General features: G+C 68.2%; 15 protein-coding genes. 13 read left to right on the top strand and 2 right to left on the bottom strand.

Annotated elements, in window-relative coordinates; all coding sequences use genetic code 11:
• Positions 1–3: 3 nt before the first annotated feature.
• The 7 genes from EER34_RS03950 (at position 4) to EER34_RS03920 (ending at position 9,093) form a co-directional block, all read left to right on the top strand.
• Entirely contained in the window at positions 4–957 is a 954-nt protein-coding gene (locus EER34_RS03950; protein ID WP_127473248.1) for an ABC transporter permease, read from the top strand.
• Positions 954–1,835, top strand: a complete 882-nt coding sequence (locus tag EER34_RS03945; RefSeq protein ID WP_205791350.1) for an ABC transporter permease — start codon at positions 954–956, stop codon at positions 1,833–1,835. Before EER34_RS03950 ends, EER34_RS03945 begins: the two co-directional genes overlap by 4 nt.
• Complete coding sequence (locus EER34_RS03940) at positions 1,832–3,508, top strand: dipeptide ABC transporter ATP-binding protein (protein WP_240642105.1); 1,677 nt, start codon at positions 1,832–1,834, stop codon at positions 3,506–3,508. The genes EER34_RS03945 and EER34_RS03940 overlap by 4 nt, the downstream gene beginning before the upstream one ends.
• Positions 3,508–4,536, top strand: a complete 1,029-nt coding sequence (locus EER34_RS03935; protein ID WP_127473247.1) for a hypothetical protein — start codon at positions 3,508–3,510, stop codon at positions 4,534–4,536. The genes EER34_RS03940 and EER34_RS03935 overlap by 1 nt, the downstream gene beginning before the upstream one ends.
• Entirely contained in the window at positions 4,533–5,435 is a 903-nt protein-coding gene (locus EER34_RS03930; RefSeq protein ID WP_127473246.1) for a MurR/RpiR family transcriptional regulator, read from the top strand. The genes EER34_RS03935 and EER34_RS03930 overlap by 4 nt, the downstream gene beginning before the upstream one ends.
• Positions 5,432–7,315 (top strand): N-acetylmuramic acid 6-phosphate etherase, encoded by a 1,884-nt coding sequence (gene murQ / locus EER34_RS03925; RefSeq protein WP_127473245.1) that lies wholly within the window; start codon positions 5,432–5,434, stop codon positions 7,313–7,315. Before EER34_RS03930 ends, murQ begins: the two co-directional genes overlap by 4 nt.
• 638 nt (positions 7,316–7,953) lie before the next feature.
• Positions 7,954–9,093 (top strand): LacI family DNA-binding transcriptional regulator, encoded by a 1,140-nt coding sequence (locus tag EER34_RS03920; protein WP_127473244.1) that lies wholly within the window; start codon positions 7,954–7,956, stop codon positions 9,091–9,093.
• Here EER34_RS03920 and EER34_RS03915 read toward each other — a convergent pair.
• Complete coding sequence (locus EER34_RS03915) at positions 9,090–10,766, bottom strand: glycoside hydrolase family 32 protein (protein WP_127473243.1); 1,677 nt, start codon at positions 10,764–10,766, stop codon at positions 9,090–9,092. The two genes, EER34_RS03920 and EER34_RS03915, sit on opposite strands and share 4 nt — an antisense overlap.
• A 148-nt stretch (positions 10,767–10,914) precedes the next feature.
• Complete coding sequence (locus EER34_RS03910) at positions 10,915–12,519, bottom strand: glycoside hydrolase family 68 protein (protein WP_127473242.1); 1,605 nt, start codon at positions 12,517–12,519, stop codon at positions 10,915–10,917.
• Between the two features lie 207 nt (positions 12,520–12,726).
• Here EER34_RS03910 and EER34_RS03905 point away from each other — a divergent pair, with 207 nt between their 5' ends.
• The 6 genes from EER34_RS03905 (at position 12,727) to EER34_RS03880 (ending at position 19,068) form a co-directional block, all read left to right on the top strand.
• The gene (locus EER34_RS03905) at positions 12,727–13,794 is read left to right on the top strand and encodes a LacI family DNA-binding transcriptional regulator (protein ID WP_127473241.1); all 1,068 of its coding nucleotides are present in this window, start codon (positions 12,727–12,729) and stop codon (positions 13,792–13,794) included.
• Between the two features lie 59 nt (positions 13,795–13,853).
• Positions 13,854–15,143: a sugar ABC transporter substrate-binding protein gene (locus EER34_RS03900; RefSeq protein WP_127473240.1), complete on the top strand. Its 1,290-nt coding sequence runs from the start codon at positions 13,854–13,856 to the stop codon at positions 15,141–15,143.
• Between the two features lie 58 nt (positions 15,144–15,201).
• A complete protein-coding gene (locus EER34_RS03895; protein ID WP_127473239.1) occupies positions 15,202–16,143 on the top strand; it encodes a carbohydrate ABC transporter permease in 942 nt (313 codons plus the stop codon).
• Between the two features lie 3 nt (positions 16,144–16,146).
• On the top strand, positions 16,147–17,097 hold the full coding sequence (locus EER34_RS03890; RefSeq protein WP_127473238.1) for a carbohydrate ABC transporter permease: 951 nt from the start codon (positions 16,147–16,149) through the stop codon (positions 17,095–17,097).
• Complete coding sequence (locus EER34_RS03885; RefSeq protein WP_127473237.1) at positions 17,094–18,029, top strand: carbohydrate kinase family protein; 936 nt, start codon at positions 17,094–17,096, stop codon at positions 18,027–18,029. Before EER34_RS03890 ends, EER34_RS03885 begins: the two co-directional genes overlap by 4 nt.
• 85 nt (positions 18,030–18,114) lie before the next feature.
• Entirely contained in the window at positions 18,115–19,068 is a 954-nt protein-coding gene (locus EER34_RS03880; protein WP_127473236.1) for a family 43 glycosylhydrolase, read from the top strand.
• Positions 19,069–19,128: the final 60 nt, after the last annotated feature.

Raw genomic sequence — 19,128 nt, 5'->3', positions numbered from 1 at the left:
CCCATGCTGACGTATCTGGTCCGGCGGCTTCCGTCCGTCGTGTTCCTCCTGGTCGCCACGTCGATCGTCGCGTTCGCGCTGCCTCGACTGACGCCGGGAGACCCGGCGATCGCCGTCGCCGGACCGGATGCGTCACCCGAGGCGCTCGAACTCATTCGACAGGAGATGGGTCTCGATCAGCCTCCCGTCGCCCAGTACTTCGCGTGGGTGGGAGGTGTCCTCACGGGAAACCTCGGACTGTCGTTCACCACGAACCGACCGGTCGCGGAACTGATCGGCTCCCGGCTGACGAGCACCCTCGAGCTGGCGATCGTCGCCGGCATCCTGATGGTCGTCATCGGCATCGCCTTGGGCGTGGCCACCGCGACGACCCGTCGCCCCCTAGTGCGGGCAGTCCTCGACGGTGCGAACTCCGCGCTGCTCGCGGCGCCGCCATTCCTGACGGGGCTGTTCCTCATCCTGGTGCTGGGCATCCTGGTACCGATCCTCCCGATCTCGGGCGAGGTGAGCCTTCTCGAAGACCCCGTCATCGGCATCCAGTATCTGATCCTTCCTGCCCTCGCCCTCGCCCTCCCGCAGGCGGCGAGCATCGGGCGCCTGGTGGCAACATCGATGCGCACGACCGCTGAGGAGGACTTCGTCGACCTCGCGGCCGCGAAAGGCGTCTCCCGTTCACGCATCGTCAGCCGCCACATCCTCCGCAACAGCATGGGTCCCGCCCTCGTCACCATCGGTCTGCGGTTCGGCGAGCTGCTCGCCGGTGCGATCGTGATCGAAGCGATCTTCGCTCGCCACGGCCTCGGATCGCTCGCCGTGACGAGCGTGCAGACGCGCGACTACCTCGTGATCCAGGTCCTCATCCTCGGAGCGGTCGCCATCGCCGTCCTGATGCAGGTGCTGACCGATATCGGCGTCGCCTCCCTTGATCCGCGCATCCGACTGGGGGCCTCCGCATGACCGCCATCTCCGAGAAGCCGTCCAGTCCGCCGGCGATGTCGCCGATGCCCGGCGGACGTGCTGTCTTCGCCCGCTACTCCCGGGCCTTGCGCTCTCCCCGAGGTCTGGTCGGCGCGATCCTGCTCCTCCTGCTGGTCTCCCTCGCCGTGACCGCCCCGCTGCTCTTTCCCGCCGGCTACGACGTCCAGAGCCGTGACGCCCTGGCGCTGCCGACGTCGACGGCACCGTTCGGCACCGACGAGGTGGGCCGCAACGTCTTCATCCGCGCGATCTACGGCACGCGCACCGACTTGTCGCTGGTGGCGATCGCGGTCCCCATCGCCGCGGTCCTCGGCACCCTGCTCGGCCTGCTCGGCATCATCAACCGCACGGCGGGCAACCTCGCCCAGCGGTTCCTCGACCTCATCATGGGGTTCCCGTCGCTGATCCTCGGAATCTGCGTCACCCTGGTGCTGGGGCCAGGCTGGCTGGCGCTCGTCCTCGCCATGACGATCTACGCCCTGCCCGCGTTCGGGCGCCTCTCCCGCGCAACGCTGCTCTCCCAGGAGAATCGCGACTACGTTTCGGCGGCGCGGATGCTCGGGGTGAGCCGACCGCGCATCATGGGGCGCCACATCCTGCCGCACACGCTCGACACGATGATCGCGCAGATGGTGGTGGCGGCCGTCGCATCGATCTACCTCGAGTCCTCGCTCAGCATCGTCGGCCTCGGGGTGCAACCCCCCGAGCCGTCGCTCGGCGTCCTGCTGAACAACGGCGCCCGGTACATGGAGGAGCAGCCGTTCTACGTCGTCGGGCCCGCTCTGGTCCTCTTCCTCCTCGTGCTCGGATTCAGCCTTCTCGCCGACGCCGTGACCGACAAGGGAAACAAGGCATGACCACGCTGGCCCACTCATCGCAGCCCATGACACCAGACCGCCCCGCCCCCGCCGGACCGCTCCTCTCCATCCGCGATCTCCGCATCGCCTTCGGTGCGACCGAGGTCGTCCACGGCATCGACCTGGATGTCCGCCCTCGGCAGGTGATGGGCCTGGTCGGAGAATCCGGGTCGGGAAAGACCGTCACCAGTCGCGCCGTCATGAACCTCCTCCGCCCGCCCGGACGCGTGACGGGCGGATCGATCGACTTCGACGGCCACGACCTGCTCGCGCTGACCGCGAAGCAGTGGGAGTCGGTGCGCGGAAATCGCATCGCGATGATCTTCCAGGACCCGCTGTCCGCTCTGAACCCGTCGATGCGGATCGGCGACCAGGTTGCCGAGACACTCGAAGTCCACGGTGCCAGCCGTGACCGTGCCCGTGCGCGAGCGATCGAGCTGCTCGACCGGGTGGGCATCCCGCAGGCGAAGAGCCGCTACCGCTCGTACCCGCACGAGTTCTCAGGCGGACAGCGCCAGCGCGTGGTGATCGCGGCGGCGCTGGCGAACAATCCGTCCCTGCTCATCGCCGACGAGCCGACCACCGCTCTGGATGTCACAGTCCAGGCGCAGATCCTCTCGCTGCTGCGTGAGCTCAGAGATGAGTTCGAACTCGCCACGCTCTTCATCACCCACGATCTGGGAGTCGTCGCCGAGCTGTGCGACGCCGTCACGGTCATGCGTCATGGGGCGGTCGTCGAACGGGGAACCGCCTCCCAGATCTTCACTGCGCCGGCACATGACTACACGCGGCTTCTGCTGTCCGCCGTGCCGCGCATCGACGCGACCCCCGTCGTCCGGTTGAACCCCGCTCGCAGCGAGCCCGCAGCGCTCGAGCTTCGCGGGGTTCGTGTCGATGTAACCCCGCAGAAGGGCATATTCGGACGGCATCGGCCGACCTTCGCTGTCGACGGAGTCAGCCTGGAGATCCGCGGCGGAGAGACGCTCGGGCTGGTCGGTGAGTCCGGGTGCGGCAAGTCGACGCTGTCCCGGACGATCGCCGGACTCCTTCCCGTCGCCGCCGGGTCCATCCTCGTGGACGGAGCGGACGTCACAGCAACGAGAGTCGGCGACCCTGCACGCAGGTCGCTCCAGTACGTGTTCCAGGACGCTGCCGCGGCGCTCAACCCGCTGCGCAGCATCCGGCAGTCGCTCGAAGAAGCGCGTGCGGCGGCACCGGCCCAGAACCCTGCGCCAGCGTCGGCGGAACTGATGGAACTCGTCGGTCTTCCCGCGGAGTGGCTCGAACGTCGCCCCGGAACCCTCTCGGGCGGTCAGCGTCAGCGCGTCGGGATCGCGCGGGCTCTCGCGGCGCGCCCGCGGGTCCTGCTGTGCGACGAGCCGGTCTCGGCTCTCGACGTGTCCATCCAGGCGCAGATCATCTCGTTGCTCGCTCGGCTGCGAGACGAACTGGGTGTGGGCATCCTCTTCATCGCCCACGACCTCGCCGTGGTGAAGCAGCTGAGCGACCGGGTGGCCGTCATGCAGAGGGGACGCATCGTCGAGACCGGACCCGTCGCCGAGGTGTACGACCACCCCTCCCACCCCTATACGCGGCAGCTCCTCGCTGCCTCCCCCCTCCCCGAGGTGGATGCGGGTGGCGCCGAGGCGCAGACGGAAGGGACGGACCGGTGATGGCCGACGCCCCGCTCACCCGCTCCGCGTTCCTGCGCCCGGCGATCCTCGCCATCTGGTCACGCGGCCAGCTCGCGCAATGGGCATCGCGTGCGGCCGCAAGTGGGATCACCGCCGCGATCACGAAGCTCGAGGTGATCGCCCCGGAGCTGCGCGCGGTCCTGGCCGACCACGGCATCACCACCGTGGGCGCCTTCGCGTGCTACTCGGATCACGCTCGGCAGGCTCCCCTGCCCGGCACCGTGCGTCCCGTCGGTGCCGATGGTCGGCTGCTGAGCGGAATCGAGTGGTACCGCGGCATCGTCCCCGGCAACGACGAGTACGACGATGCGCTCGTCGACCGGCTGCGCGCGGAAGCAGAGCGGGCCGAGGTGGGCACGATCCTCCTCGACTTCGCGCGATGGCCCGGGCACTGGGAGCTCGAATCCCGTGCGGACGGGCATCCTCGCGCCGCATCGTTCGACCCCCAGACGATGGCCCGCTTCGCCGACCGCATCGGCCGCAGCGCACTCACGCCGCACGACATCCTCACCGAGCACCGCTCCGAATGGGCGGACTTCCGCGTCGACATCATCTCGGCGATCACCGCCCGCTTGGCCCGCGAGATCCGCGCGGCAGGGGCCGAGCCCGGGGTGTTCCTCGTGCCGGTCAGACACCGTCAGCGCCGCGCAGACTACGGCCAGGACGCCGTCGAGTTGGCCGGCTCGGTGTCGGTGTTCGCGATCATGGCGTATCAGCAGATGCTCGCGCTGAGCAGCGCCGACGTGCTCGCCATGGCGGATGAGGTCACCAGCACGACGGATGCGCGAGTGATCGCCATGACGCAGATCACGGCAGACCCGGCCTACGCAGGTCGCTGGGACTGGGGGCCACCCATCGATGCCGATGAGCTGACCGCACATCTCGCCGTTCTCGACGCCGCCACCCGCGAGGGTCGGCTGCACGGACTCTCCTACTTCCCGGGTGAAGCACCGCTGCCCAGGACCGATTTCGACGCAATGCCCCGCTTGGAAGGAACTCTTCGATGACGATCGACACCGCCGCCCCCGACCTGGTAGAGCTGATCGCGATTCGGTTGGACTCCCTCTCAGCGGCCGAGCGCGCCATCGCCGAGAGCATCCTGCAGGACCCGGCCGCCGCATCCGAGAAGTCGATCGGCCAGCTCGCGATCGCCTCGGGGAGCTCGGAGGCGACTGTCACCCGCTTCTGTCGCAGCATGGGCCTGCGGGGATACTCGCACCTCCGGCTGCGCCTCGCCGTCTCCGCGGAACGCCGCCGCGGCGGCGACGAGCCGGAAGCGGGAATGGCGATGCTAGGAGACATCGATCCCGGCGACCCTATCCCGGAGATCATCCGCAAGATCTCGTACGCCGACACCCGCGCCGTAGAGCTGACGCTCGCCCAGCTGGACATCGAGGTTCTCACCGACGTCGTCGGCAAGCTCGCCGCCGCGCGCCGCATCCTGACCTTCGGTGTCGCGGCGTCGGCCACCGCGGCGATCGACGCCGCCGCGAAGCTCACGCTCTCCGACTGCGCCGCGACGGTCGTCCATGACATCCACGGTGCTCTTATGACGACGTCGCTGTTCGGCGATCGGGATGTCGTGCTCGCCTTCAGCCACTCCGGACGTGCCAAGGAAGTCGTCGACGTTCTCACGGCTGCTCGGCTTCGCGGCGCATACACCGTTGCCGTCACGAGCGACCCGGCGTCTCCCGCTGCGCGCAACGCCGACGCGGTTCTGCTCACCGCGGCGCGGGAACTCCGGTTCAGAAGCGGCGGCGTGGCGTCGCGGATGGCGCAGCTCGCCGTCGTCGACGCGCTGTTCGTCATGCTCGCGCACGGTCGCTTCGACGCCGCCGTGGACGCCGCAGACAAGATGCACGATGCCGTCTCGGGCCACGTCATCGGCTCGGAGCGAGTGAAATGACAGTGGATCGGCTCTCTTCGACGCCCGTCCCGCCGCCGACCGAGCGGCGATCCACGCGGTCGACCCACATCGACCGAATGTCGACCCTGCAACTGCTCACACTCATCAATCAGGAGGACGCCACTGTGCCGGGGGCTGTCGGAGCACTTCTGCCGCAGCTCGCCGAGGTCGTCGACATCGCAGCCGCAGCGATCGACCGGGGTGGGCGCGTGCACTACTTCGGTGCGGGCACCTCGGGGCGCTTCGGCGTGCTCGATGCTGCGGAGGTCCCGCCGACGTACGGGGTATCGACCGACCTGTTCACCGCTCACCTCGCAGGTGGGGAGCGCGCGATGCTGGCCGCCGTCGAAGACGCGGAGGACAGCGAAACCGCCGGCGCCGCAGAAGCGGCCGCCAGCGTTTCGGCCGCCGACATCGTCTTCGGCCTCGCAGCCTCAGGTCGCACCCCCTACATCGCCGCGGCGCTCGCGAAGGCCAAGGAGATCGGCGCCTACACGATCGCGGTCACCTCGAACCCTGACGCGCCCATCGCGCGACACGCAGACACCCATCTCTGCGTGAACACAGCGGAGGAGGTCGTGACTGGCTCCACCCGTATGAAGGCGGGCACGGCGCAGAAGCTCGTCCTGCACTCCTTCTCCACTGCTCTCATGGTCAAACTCGGCCGCACGTTCTCGAACCTGATGATCGATGTCGTCCCGACGAACGAGAAGCTGCGCAGACGCGTCGTGCGCCTGCTCAGCGAGGCTTCCGGTGCCAGCAACGACGATGCGGCCGCCGCGTTGAACGAGACCCGAGGCGATACCAAGACCGCCCTGGTCATGCTGCTCGCCGGTCTCGACGCCGCCGCCGCACGCCAAGAACTGGTCGAGGGGGCAGGCGACGTGCGTGCCGCCATCGCGCACGCGGAAACCCGCGCACGCCGAGCCGCAGCCGGTACGCACTGGCTCGGCCTCGACATCGGAGCGAGCGGGTTCCGCATCGCGCTGATGGACGCAGCCCGGACGATCGCGCACGAGCGCGGCGCGTCCCGGCCCGCCATCGTCGGCGACGGGGTTCGCGTGGATGCCGTCGTGCGAGAGCTGGCTGGCGCGCTTCGGGCGATCGAGGCACGGCACGAAGCGGTCGACATCGACGGGATCGTCGTGGGCCTGGCGGGAGTAGCCCACTTCCCGGCTTTCACCGCCGCTCTGGCTCGTGACCTTCGCACGCTGACCGGAGCCCGCTCGATCTCCGTCGCGTCGGACATCGTCCCCTCCTTCGTCGGCGCGGTCGGATTCTCACCCGGCGCGGTGTTGGCGGCCGGGACGGGCGCGATCGCGGTCGGAACCGACATGCGGGACATCTATCGACGAGTCGATGGTCTCGGTCACCTCCTCGGAGACCGCGGTGCGGGAGCCTGGATCGGCCGTCACGCACTCGATGCGGCCACCGGTTCGATGACGAGCCGGCCCGGTTCGTCCGAGGCTCTCATGGATGCGCTGCGCATCCGGTTCGGCGACCTCGACGAGCTCGTGCGGGAACTGTATGGATCGACCGATCGCTCCGCGATCCTCGCATCGTTTGTGCCCTCCGTGATCGATGTCGCATCCGCCGGTGACGCGACCGCCGATCAGATCCTCCAGGACGCCGCCGCCGAACTCGCCCACACGCTGCGCGCCGCCGGCGCGGGCATCGCCGGACCAACGGTTGCCACCGGGGGTCTCGTCGCTGCGGACAGTCCGATGCGAGAGCGTCTCGCACGTCTGATCGAACTCACGCCGGCTGCAGCCCCCGCTGAGGTCGGGTCTGCGCTCGTCGCTCGAGCCCTGCGTGAGGACACGCTGCCCGCTGTGATCAACGCCCACCTGGAAACTCTCAACGAGGAGAACGACCTCTGACCCGCCGCTGCACCATGCTGCTCGCCCTGATCGCTGCGAGCGTCACCCTCTCCCCGATGTTCGTCGCAACCGCCGCGGTCGCCGCCAACGCGGCACGACTGGTCGGTCCCCGGGATCCAGGGAGTGGATGGGCGGGACCGGCTCGCTCACCCTCTCCGGCTCGTCGCGAATCGTCGTGGACCCGTCGACCGCGGACTCTGCCGCCGCCGCCGTCTCGCTGCTCGGCTCCGCACAGACCCTGAGTGAGACTGCCGAGCGCATCCGTTCTGCGACTGATTGTCGGCGGGGTTGAACCCCTGCCCATTCCATCCCGGCTGGCGACCGGGTGGTTGGGAGCGAAGATCCAGCCGTCGCCATGCGGGGTGCCGACGGAGTCGACGAGGCTGAGCTTCCAGTAGCCGGGGTAGTGGTTTGCGGTCGACGGCGTGTTCGTGCCGCGGAAGTCGTACGGGTGGATGGGTTCGCCGTCGGTCGTCGGTCGTCGGTCGTCGGCTGGTCGGAGCCACGCACGAGCGGCGATGTGGTGGTGATGCACGACGCCCCGTGGAGCGCCATCCATCAACGAACGCGCGTGCAGTTGCAGTCGGAGCTACGGCAGGCGTGCTTGCCGATCTCTCCGCCAACACCACAGGGGCCGCATGTCCCGACGACATGGAGCGCGCACGCGAAAGCTGGGCGCGATCATCGTTCCTTCGGCTGGCCGCGGCCCGGCGCGTAGTCTGAGATCCGTGGCATCGGAGACGGCTGGGCGCCGGTCGCGCGCTCGTGTGAGCGACGTGGCGGCGGCTGCTGGTGTGTCACAGACCACCGTGTCGCACGCGCTCAGCGGCGCGCGCGCCGTCAACGCCGAGACCCGCGAGCGCATCCTCTCTGTCGCCCGCGAACTCGGCTACGTCCCCGACCGCGTCGCGAGCGGTCTCCGCCGACGTCGCACCGGCGTCGTGGGGCTCATCGGCGACGATCTCGCCACGACGCCGTTCGCTGGTCGGATCATCGAGGGTGCTCGTCGTGCAGGGCTCGAGCATGACGTGCTGCTGATGGTCGCGGAGAGCGGTGGAGACGCGAATGCCGAGCGAGACCTCGTCGAGCGCTTCCTCGCTCAGCGCGTTGACGGCCTGCTCATCGCACGCATGTACCACCAGCGCGTGGACCGACCGGCGGTCCCCGAGGACTTCCCGGTCGTCCTCGTCGATGCCGCACCCGAGCGCGGATGGAATGTCGACGCCGTGGTGCCCGACGAGGCTCAGATCGCCACGCTCGCATGCGATCGCCTTGCCCGGGAGGGCCACCGCGAGATCGCCTATGTCGGCACCGTCGACGAATCGCGCGCGGCGCGCGGGCGTCTCATCGGAGTCCGCTCCGCGCTCGGCGACGTCGGTATCGCCCTCGGCGAAGGCCGCCTCGCGTTCTGCGCATCGGACGCGGTCGGCGGTCGTCAAGCAGGGGCAGAGCTGCTCGACCAGGATGTTCCGCCGACGGCGATCATCTGCTTCAACGACCAGATCGCGATGGGCGTGATGCAAGCGGCTGCGCGGCGCGGGGTCCTCGTTCCGAGCGGGCTCTCGATCATTGGGATCGATGATCTTCACCCCGTAGCCGACGCCCTCGACCCGGCCTTGACCACCATCGCCCTGCCTCACGCCGAGATGGGGCGCTGGGGGATGGATCGGCTGCTCGAGCGCATCGACGGCACGCCGCCACCCGTGGAGGAGGGGCCGCACCTGCTGCGCGGATGGCTCGTCGAGCGCGAGTCGGTGGCGCCGCCGCCCGGCCGCTAACCGCCTCGCTGATCAGGCGAGATCCGCTCCACCGGGGCGACTCGCAGCGGGGTCACGCTCGCCGCTGTCACAGCAACCGGGCCGCGAACGGCCTCGATCTGCAGCCCCCGCCTGCCCGTGGTACCGAAGGTGGCTGTGGTGAGCGCGGCCTCTCCGTCGCCGGCGAAGACCTCGATCGACGCGACGTCGACGAGGACGTCGAGACGCACCCGTCCGGCGGATGCGGAGACCGGCGCGGTGCGCACTTCCCGGTACTCCTCGGGCATCCCCGCAGCGACGGCGTCGGCATCCCGCGTCACGAACGCGACCCCCGCGTCGAAGTCGTACCCGACCGTCGCGAAGCGGCCGCCGCCCGTGTCGATCTTCAGCCGGACCTCGCCGGCCGACGCATCGCCGGCCGAGACTTCGAGCCGCAGCCGGTAGGCGTCGGCTGTCGGCGTGGCGATGTCGACGACGCTTCCGGGATCGAGGCGCATGTCATCGATGGGCTGCGGGTCGCCCTCGAGCGCGCGCAGCTCCGCCGCCGGGGTCGAGCGAAGTGCCACGCGGCCGTCGCCGGAGACGAGCCGGATGCTGCGGACGATCGAGTCGGATCCGCCCTGCCAGTCCTCGGTCGGGAAGCTTGCGGCGTAAGCCCAGTTGTTCATCCAGCCGATGCCGTAGCGCTCGGAGAGGCGCTCGTCTTCCGGGAGTCGAGGGTCGTCCCACGTCACGGCGGCGTAATAGTCGGAGCCGTGGTCGAGCCACCGGTGATCCGTCCCGTCGGCCGTGAAGCGCTCGCCGTCCCAGTCGCCGATCCAGTAGACGGTTCCGGTGGTCATCCCTTCGGCCGTCCCGTTGGCGCCGGCAGCGAGCACCCACCTGACATCTTCGGGGTCGCCGTCGACGGCCAGTGGAAAGAGGTCGGGGCACTCGAGCACGCCGAGGTCGGTGGTGATGAAGTCAGATCGGTACGTCCACTTCTTGAGGTCGGGGGAGGTGTAGAAGCCGATGCGATCGTGTTCGGCAAGGGCCATCACCCACTGCGTGGACGCCTCGTCCCAGAAGACCCGCGGGTCGCGCCAGTCCGCGACGCCGGGGTTGTCCATGACCGGGTTGCCTTCATACGACTCGAAGTCGTACCCGCCGTCACGTGACACGAAGAGCGACTGGCGCTGGACCCCATCGGTCTGCTGCGTGACCAGTGCGATCACGGCGCCCGCTCCGAATCCGGCCGTGTCGTCGTGGTCGACCACTGCGGTGCCCGTCCAGATGTCGCCGAGCCCGTTGGCGTACTTGTCGATCGCGACGCCCTGATCCTTCCAGTGGATCAGGTCGGAGGATGTCGAGTGATACCAGGCAGTGCCGTTGCCGTCGGGATGGTCGGCGTTGTACAGGTAGTAGTAATGCCAGAGCCCGTCGAGGAAGAAGGGCTTCTGCGGGTCGTTCATCCAGTTCTCGGCGGGGGTGAAGTGGATAGCCGGTCGGTTCGGTTCCCAGTCCGAGGGGCGCTCGAACGCCGTGGGTGGCGCGGAGGTCGCACTCGGCGAAGGGGCGCCGCGCCCGTCGTCACCGCGTGGAGCCAGCGCGAACACCGCGGCCAGCAGCGCCAGCGTGATGATTGCTCCCACGGTGATGATGACGAGGCTGCGTCGGCGGAAGGCCGGCGGAGAGGTCTGCGAGTCGGAGATCATGCCATCCTTCGGGGGTTCGGATTCGGGTAGGGCAGAGTCGTTCGGAGCGCGGCGGGGAACAAGCGAGCGGGTGCCGGACCTGCCCCACAGGGTCGCTGGAGATCGTCGTGCGCCAGGCGAGCGATCCGCCTGGCGCACGACGAGCGAGTTACTTGATCTTTCCGCCGCTGTTCACATTGACGTTCGCCGGGATGTCGGCGTAGCCGCCGAGTCCGTCCGTCCCGTAGGTGTAGTCCACCGCCGAGGAGGCGCCGTCGATGTCGATCTTCACGGTCGGAGCGAGCGTGCCGCCGCGGCGGAAGTCGCCCTCGGTGCCGACCGTGTCGATGAAGGACTGCACGAGGCCGCCGGGCATGACGTAGTGCGAGTACGCCTGGAAGTGTCCGATCGGCTGGTTGTAGTCCGGAGCGAACGGCTGGCCGCCGGCGAAGTTGAGGTTCGTCGGGTTTCCGAGCGCGAGGCCGGAGCCGGAGTTCATCGGCTGATAGTCGCTGCGCACACCGTCGCCGACGAAGCCGTAGACCCCCTCAGGGCCGTCGATGCCAGACGCGAAGGTGCCGCGGTGACTGATGGTGAAGAGGTAGTACTTGCCGTCCTTCTGGTAGATCTGCGGACGCTCGGTCTGGTCCGTGACGCAGTTCGCCGAGAGGATCGGGGGCAGGAACTCCCATTCCGTGAGCTCCTTGTTCTTCGCCTTCGCGAGGCCGACATTGCCGATCTGGTAGGTCGCGCCCGAGGCGTTGACCTGCTCGACGGTCTCGGCGTACGGGTCGCCATCGCGGTAGCCCAGATCCTCCGAGGTGCACGCCGCAGATTCGCGCGGCATGGCCGAGTTCCCTTCGAAGACCATGTACGTCTCACCCGGGTGCGCCGGGTCCTCGAACGTGAACGGGTCGCGGAAGTTGAAGAACTCGTTCTGCGCCCCGGTCTGGTAGTAGGTGCCGTCGGCCTGGAGGAGGTCGATCACCTTGTTGAAGCCCGTGAAGCTCACGCCCTTCTTGTTGGCGTGCACTTTGCCGACGCTGAGCGCGATGCGCGGGTCGTAGGGCTTGCGGTTGCTGCCGTCCTCGTTGCGGTAGAACGCGACATCCGTGAAGAACAGCTTGATCTTGCCGCCCTTCGAGATGCGCGCCGAACCCGACCACTGGGTCTGGTGGCTGTACGACTGGTCGGGGAAGATCTGACCGGTCACCCCCTCGTCGAAGACCAGGCCGCCGTATGTCCAGCCGCCGTTTTGCGGACGCTCGTCGGCGGGGATGCCGGCCGGGCGGTAGAAGTAGCCGATCTTCGCGAACACGTGGCGCTCGTCGAACACGAGGTCGCGGTCGGCGACGAGGGAGAAGATGATCTCCTGGCCGTTGACGCTGTACTGGTTGGCGTCCGCATCCGTCAGCGGCCAGGAATCCCAGACCCAGACCTCCTCGTTGCTCATATCCGGGAAGTCCTGCGGAATCGCGGGCATCGTGAGCTCGGCAGGCATCGAGTTCTGCTTCGATCCCGCAGCGGGGTCGGACAGACGCTTGAGCTGACGGGCGTCGGCCCGCGTCCACTTCGCGGTGAAGTCCGCCTCTGGGGCGAACGCTTCCTGGGTGTGGACGGTGGGCTCGGGGCCGTCCTGGAGATCAGGCGCGGCCGCCGCAGTCGGTGCTGCACCGGCGGCGGAGGGCAGGCCGATCAGTGCGGTGGCCACCAGGGCCGCCGCGGTCAGCCCACCTGCCAGGAGGCGGCGTGGACGCTTCGGGGGCGTGTTCATGGTCGTTGCTCCTTGTTGTGAGAGTGTGATGCAAATCGATTTGCATCACACGACCATCGTGACATGCGAGTTGAGTTCGCGCACGTCGGCCGTTCGGGGGACAGGGCTCGACGACGTGTGCCCAAGATCCCGTGCTTGACGGATGGAGCGGGGTCCGTCCATAATCGACGCAGTTGTTCAATCGATTTAGCACAAGGATGTGGGTCGGTGCCCAGGGCCAGGATCTCAGATGTCGCAGCGGCGGCAGGCGTGTCGGCATCGACCGTCTCCCTCGTCATGAACGACGTCGAGGCGCGGATCCCCGAGCAGACCCGCCAGCGCGTTCGCGACGCTGCCCGCGCTGTCGGCTACGCCCCGAGCTCGGTGGCACGCGGTCTCCGGATGCAGCAGACGCACACGGTCGGACTCATCTCCGACCAGATCGCGACCACTCCGTTCGCGGGTCGCATGCTGGCCGGCGCGCAGGACGCAGCGCGCGAGAGCGGGCACCTCGTCTTCCTCGTCGACACCGATGGCGATGCCGGGATCGAGCGTGACGCGATCAGGGCTCTGATGGCTCAGCAGGTCGATGCGATGATCTACGCCTGCATGTGGCATCGCGTTGTGGATGCTCCTGCGGGCCTCCCGGCCTCGACGGTCTTCCTCGACTGCCGCCCTGTGGCGGGCGGATATCGCAGTGTCGTTCCCGACGACCGTGCCGGGGGTCTTGCCGCGGCGCGCGAGCTCGTTGCGGCCGGTCACCGCAGGATCGCCTATCTCGACACCGATGACTCCCCGATCGCGTCGAGCCTGCGGCACGCCGGCTATGTCGAGGCGCTCACTGAAGCGGGCATCCCCGTGGATCCTGCGCTCCACGTGAACGGTGACACCTCGGCGCACGGGGGTCGTCTGGCCACCGAGAGGCTGCTCGATCTTCCGGAGCGCCGACGGCCCACCGCGATCTTCTGCTTCAACGACCGCATGGCCGTCGGCGTCTACACCGCCGCCCACCATCGCGGACTCGAGATTCCGCGCGATCTGTCCGTCGTCGGCTATGACGACCAGCAGCTCATCGCAGCGGAGCAGGATCCCCCATTGACCACCGTCGCTCTGCCCCATTACGCCATGGGGCGATGGGCGATGGAGGTCGCGCTCGGCGTCCGCGCAGAAGGGGATGAGGACGCCACGCACCTGATGGAGTGCCCCGTCATCCGACGAGACTCCGTAGGCCCGCCGCCGGCGCAAGTCGCCAAACCGAACCGGCGACGGGCTTCACTCACCGAACGGCTGCCGTAGGCAGCCTCCGATCAGTGGCCGACGCGCGCGCCGGCCACCAACAAAAGGAAACCACAACTATGCGCAGAACGACGCCGATCTTCGTATCGGTCGGGTTGGTCGGGGCGATCGTCCTGACCGGATGCGGGCAGGCGGGTCAAGGCGATGCCACGACAGAGGATGGCCGCACCGAGCTCACCATGTGGACGCATTCCGCCGGGAACCCGGCTGAGCTCGAGGTCTACGAGCGGATCATCTCCGACTTCAACGACTCGCAGGATCAGTACGAGGTCGTCCACGAGTCCTTCCCTCAAGGTGCCTACAACGACGCGATCGTCGCGGCTGCGGCATCCGGGGACCTGCCCTGCCTCCTCGACCTGGACGGCCCGATCATGCCCAACTGGGCGTGGGCGGGCTACCTGCAGCCGCTGGAGCTGCCGAGCGAGCTCACCGATTCGCTGCTGCCGACCGCCGTCGGCGTGTGGGACGACCAGATCTATTCGGCGGGCTATTGGGATGCCGCGCTCGCGATCTTCGCTCGTGAATCCGTGCTCACGGAGAACGGCATCCGAGTCCCGACGATGGAGGAGCCCTGGACCGCGGATGAGTTCGACGAAGCTCTGGCGACGCTGAAGGCCGGCGGATACGAGACGCCGATCGACATCGGCGCCGAGGACACCGGGGAATGGTGGCCCTACGCTTACTCGCCGTTCCTTCAGAGCTTCGGCGGCGACCTCATCGACCGCTCGACCATGCTCAGTTCGGACGGCGCCTTGAACGGCCCTGAGGCGCTGGCATGGGGCGAGTGGTTCGCAGGCCTGTTCGCGGACGGCTATGCCGGCAACGGCGGCACCGTCGGAAACCAGGAGTTCATCGACGACGAGGTTGCGCTGAGCTACACCGGCGTGTGGAATGCCGTCGCAGCGCTCGACGCGGTCGGCGACGACCTGCTCATCCTGCCCCCGCCGGACCTTGGCGCCGGGCCGAAGATCGGCGGCGGCTCGTGGCAGTGGGCGATCTCATCGGAGTGCAATGACGCCGACGGTGCCCGGGAGTACCTCGAGTTCAGCTTCCAGGACGAGTACATCACCGAGTTCGCCGACAAGCAGGTCGTCATCCCCGCCACCGAAGCCGCCGCCCAGGCGTCGCAGTACTTCGGTGACGACGGCGCCCTCCGCCCGTTCGTCGAATTCTCGCAGGAGTACGCGGTCCTTCGCCCGGAGACGCCCGCCTACGCCGTCATCTCATCGACGTTCGAAACGGCTGCCAAGGACATCATGAACGGCGCCGACGTGCAGGACACGCTCGATCGAGCGGTCTCCGAAATCGACGCGAACATCGCGTCGAACGACGGGTACGGCTTCCAGTGATCCGCTGCGCCGGCGGGGGCGTCGCGCCCCCGCCGGCGCACACTCAGAGAGACCCCTCATGACTGTCACACCCCCGACGGTCGCGGCCGAGCTGCCTCGGCGCGCCACCCGTCGCCTCCGCTCCATCAAGAGCCGCGAGACGTGGGCGGGGCTCGGAATGATCGCCCCCGCCGGCATCCTCCTGGTCCTGTTCCTCATCGTCCCGGTGATCCTCGCGTTCACGCTGTCGTTCACGAACGCGCGCCTCATCTCGCCGAACCCGCCGCGCTTCGTGGGATTCGACAACTTCATCCGCGCCTTCACGGCTGACCCGGTGTTCATCCAGTCCGTGGGGAACACCGCCGTGTTCGCGCTGGTGGTCGTGCCGGTTCAGGCGGGGCTCGGGCTGCTGCTGGCTGTGCTGGTGAACCGTCGGATGCGCGGAGTCACGGCGTTCCGCGTGATCTTCTTCATCCCGGTCGTCACGTCGATCGTCGTGGTGTCGATCCTCTGGAAGTTCATGTACCAGCAGGACGGTCTGATCAACTCGATGATCGACGCACTGACCTTCGGGGCGTGGTCGGGCGTCGATTGGCTCAACGATCCCCACACGGCCCTGGGCGCCATCATCGTGCTTTCGATCTGGCAGGCCGTCGGCTTCCACATGATCATCTGGCTGTCGGGGCTGCAGACGATCCCCGAAGAGCTCTACGAAGCCGCGAAGATGGACGGCGCCAGCCCCTGGCGTCAGTTCACGAACGTCACGTGGCCGGGCCTGCGTCCCACGATGGTCTTCGTGCTCGTGACCATCACGATCGCTGCGCTCGGTCTGTTCGTGCAGGTGGACGTGATGACACAGGGCGGTCCGGTGAACTCCACCTCGACGATCGTCTACTACGCGGTGCGCAAGGGCTACGAGCAGCAGGAGATCGGCTACGCCGCCGCGATCTCGCTGATCTTCTTCGTCGCCGTGCTCATCATCGCGCTCATTCAGCGCCGCCTGACGCGAGAGAAGGACTGACCGATGTCCGCCACCAGAACCCTCACCACAGCGCGGCCGCGCACGGGACGCTCGGCACGGATGCCCGTCGCCAGCGAGAAGTCGCACCGTCTGCGGGGCAAGATCCTGCTGTACGTGGCGATGTCGCTCTTCGGCGTCATCTTCCTGTTCCCGCTCGTGTTCATGTTCGTCTCGAGCCTCAAGCCGGACAGCCAGATCCTCCAGGACATCGACTCCGTGAACGCGTTCCTGCCGGTGGGCGACATCAGCCTCGACAACTACTTCGGCGTCTTCGACCGGGTCCCCGTGGCGCAGTTCATGTTCAACTCGGTGCTCGTCACGGTCCTCACCGTCGGGCTGGGCCTGATCGTGAACTCCATGGCGGGGTTCGCCCTGTCGAGGCTGGAGTGGAAGGGACGACTGGTCGTGCTGGCGCTCGTGATCGCCACGCTCATCGTGCCGTTCGAGACGATCGCGGTGCCCATGGTCTATTGGGTGGCGCAGCTTCCGACGCTCGTGGTCGAAGGCGGCGTGCCGAAGTACGACTTCGGCTGGCTGAACACCTACGAAGTGCAGATCGTGCCGTTCATCGCGAATGCGTTCTCGATCTTCCTCTTCACGCAGTACTTCTCCACGATCCCGAAATCGCTCGACGAGGCTGCGCGGATCGACGGCGCCAGCTGGTTCACGATCTACCGCCGCATCCTCGTGCCCCTCTCCGGTCCGGCGTTCGCGACCGTGGCGATCCTCACGTTCCTGCCCGCCTGGAACCAGTACCTGTGGCCGCTGATGGTCGTCCAGAAGGAGGAGCTCCGCCCGGTCATGGTCGGCATGCAGTACTTCTTCCAGCTCAACACCGCCTGGGGCGAGGTCATGGCCTACACGTCGCTCATCACCCTCCCCGTGCTGATCGTCTTCCTCATCTTCCAGCGTGCGTTCGTGAGCAGCATCGCAGCCAGCGGAGTGAAGGGATGACGGGCGAGGACGCCGCCCGAATCGTCGTGATCGGAGAGGCGCTCGTCGACGTCGTGCACCGCCAGTCGGGTGACGTCGACGAGGCTCCCGGCGGCAGTCCGGCGAACGTGGCGCTCACGCTCGGGCGACTCGGCCGTGCCCCCACGCTCGTCACCAGGCTGGCAGACGACGATCGCGGTTCCCGGATACTGGCGTGGCTGGACGAATCGGACGTCACCGTGGTGGCGGTCGCGTCGCTCCGCACCTCCGCCGCCGAGGCTCATCTCGACGAGGCAGGAGCCGCCGACTACCGGTTCGATCTGGACTGGGACCTCGACGGACTCGATGCTGCGATCGTGATGTCGGCTGATCTCGTGCATGTCGGCTCCGTCGCCGCAGTGCTCGAGCCGGGAGCGACTCAGGTGCTGGAACTGGTCCGCGCCGTGCGTGAGCGGGCATCGATCACCTACGACCCCAACATCCGCGCCGTCCTCGTGAGTGATCCGGCGTCGGTGAGGAGGCGGGTCGGTGAGCTCATCGGCCTGGCGGACATCGTCAAGGCGAGCGACGACGACGTGCGGTGGCTCGAGCCTGGGCGCGATCTCGACGAAGTGGCTCTCGAGTGGCTGGCCCGCGGTCCCTCGCTGGTGGTCGTGACTCTCGGGCCCGACGGCGCACTCGCCGTGACACGGGATGGTGTCACGCGGATTCCCGGCGAGCATGCCGTGGTCGTCGACACCGTCGGTGCCGGAGACACGTTCATGGGGGCGCTCATCGACGGGGTGGCGGCTCTTGACGGAGTCGGGGCAGCCCTGCGACGGCCGGGGGGCGGCATCCCACCGGCAACCCTCGAGGCGATCCTCACCCGCGCTGCCCGCGCGGCGGCGATCACAGTGTCGCGACCCGGCGCCGATCCTCCCCACTTCGCCGAACTGGCGGGTGCAGCGCGCTGAGCCGATCCGCCGCGCGGCGCGAACCCGCCCGCCACCACTGACCCACCGACACGGACAACCGTGCCGACGAGATGAAGGAACACTCTTGTTCGACCTCCCCGGCTCCTGGGTATGGGACTTCTGGTTCACCGACGACGGCGACCGCTACCACCTCTACTTCCTCTACGCCTCCCGAGCGCTGCACGATCCGGAGGCGCGCCACTATCGTGCGTCCGTCGGCCACGCCGTGTCGGCCGACCTCGTCGAATGGACGCAGGTCGCCGACGCTCTCGTTCGGAGCGACGCTCCATCGTTCGACGATCTCGCCACGTGGACGGGGTCGGTGGTGCGGCATCCCGACGGCACGTGGTTCCTCTTCTACACGGGTTCGTCGCTCGCGCCGGACGGGAAGAACATCCAGCGGATCGGGTACGCCACGTCGACGGACCTCGAGACCTGGACGAAGTCCGGCACGCCCGTGCTCGAAGCGCGCGGCCCGTGGTACGAGACACTGGACAGCGGCGCGTGGCATGACGAGGCCTTCCGTGATCCTTGGGTGTTCGCCGACCCGGACGGCCGTGGCTGGCACATGCTGATCACCGCGCGCGCGCCCGAGGGCCCAGTCGACGGGCGCGGTGTCATCGGCCACGCGTGGTCGGCCGACCTCCGGAACTGGGAGCTGCGCGAACCGCTCACCGCACCGAGTGCCGAGGGCTTCGGCCAGCTCGAGGTGATTCAGGTGGAAGTGGTCGACGGAAGACCCGTTCTGATCTTCTCGTGCCTCGACGAGCACGCGACCGAGGGCCGGAAGGGGCAGGCGGGCGGCACGTGGGCGATGCCGGCCCAGTCCCTGCTCGGGCCCTTCGATGTCGCCGCCGCGTACCCGTTGACCGACGAGAGTCTCTACGTCGGTCGGCTCCTCCGACGGCGGGACGACGGACGGTGGCTGCTCTTCGCGTTCCGCAACATCGGCGAGGACGGGACGTTCGTCGGGGGAGTCACCGACCCGATGCCGGTCAGGTGGGAGGGGGACCGGCTCATCGTGGATCACGACGAATAGTCGCCGGGCTCAGCGAACCCGGGCTCGTGATGGCGCGAGCCCGGCACAGACAGACAGCCA

The organism is Microbacterium sulfonylureivorans (assembly GCF_003999995.1).
Taxonomy (GTDB): domain Bacteria; phylum Actinomycetota; class Actinomycetes; order Actinomycetales; family Microbacteriaceae; genus Microbacterium; species Microbacterium sulfonylureivorans.
This window is presented reverse-complemented; position numbering and strand designations above follow the sequence as displayed.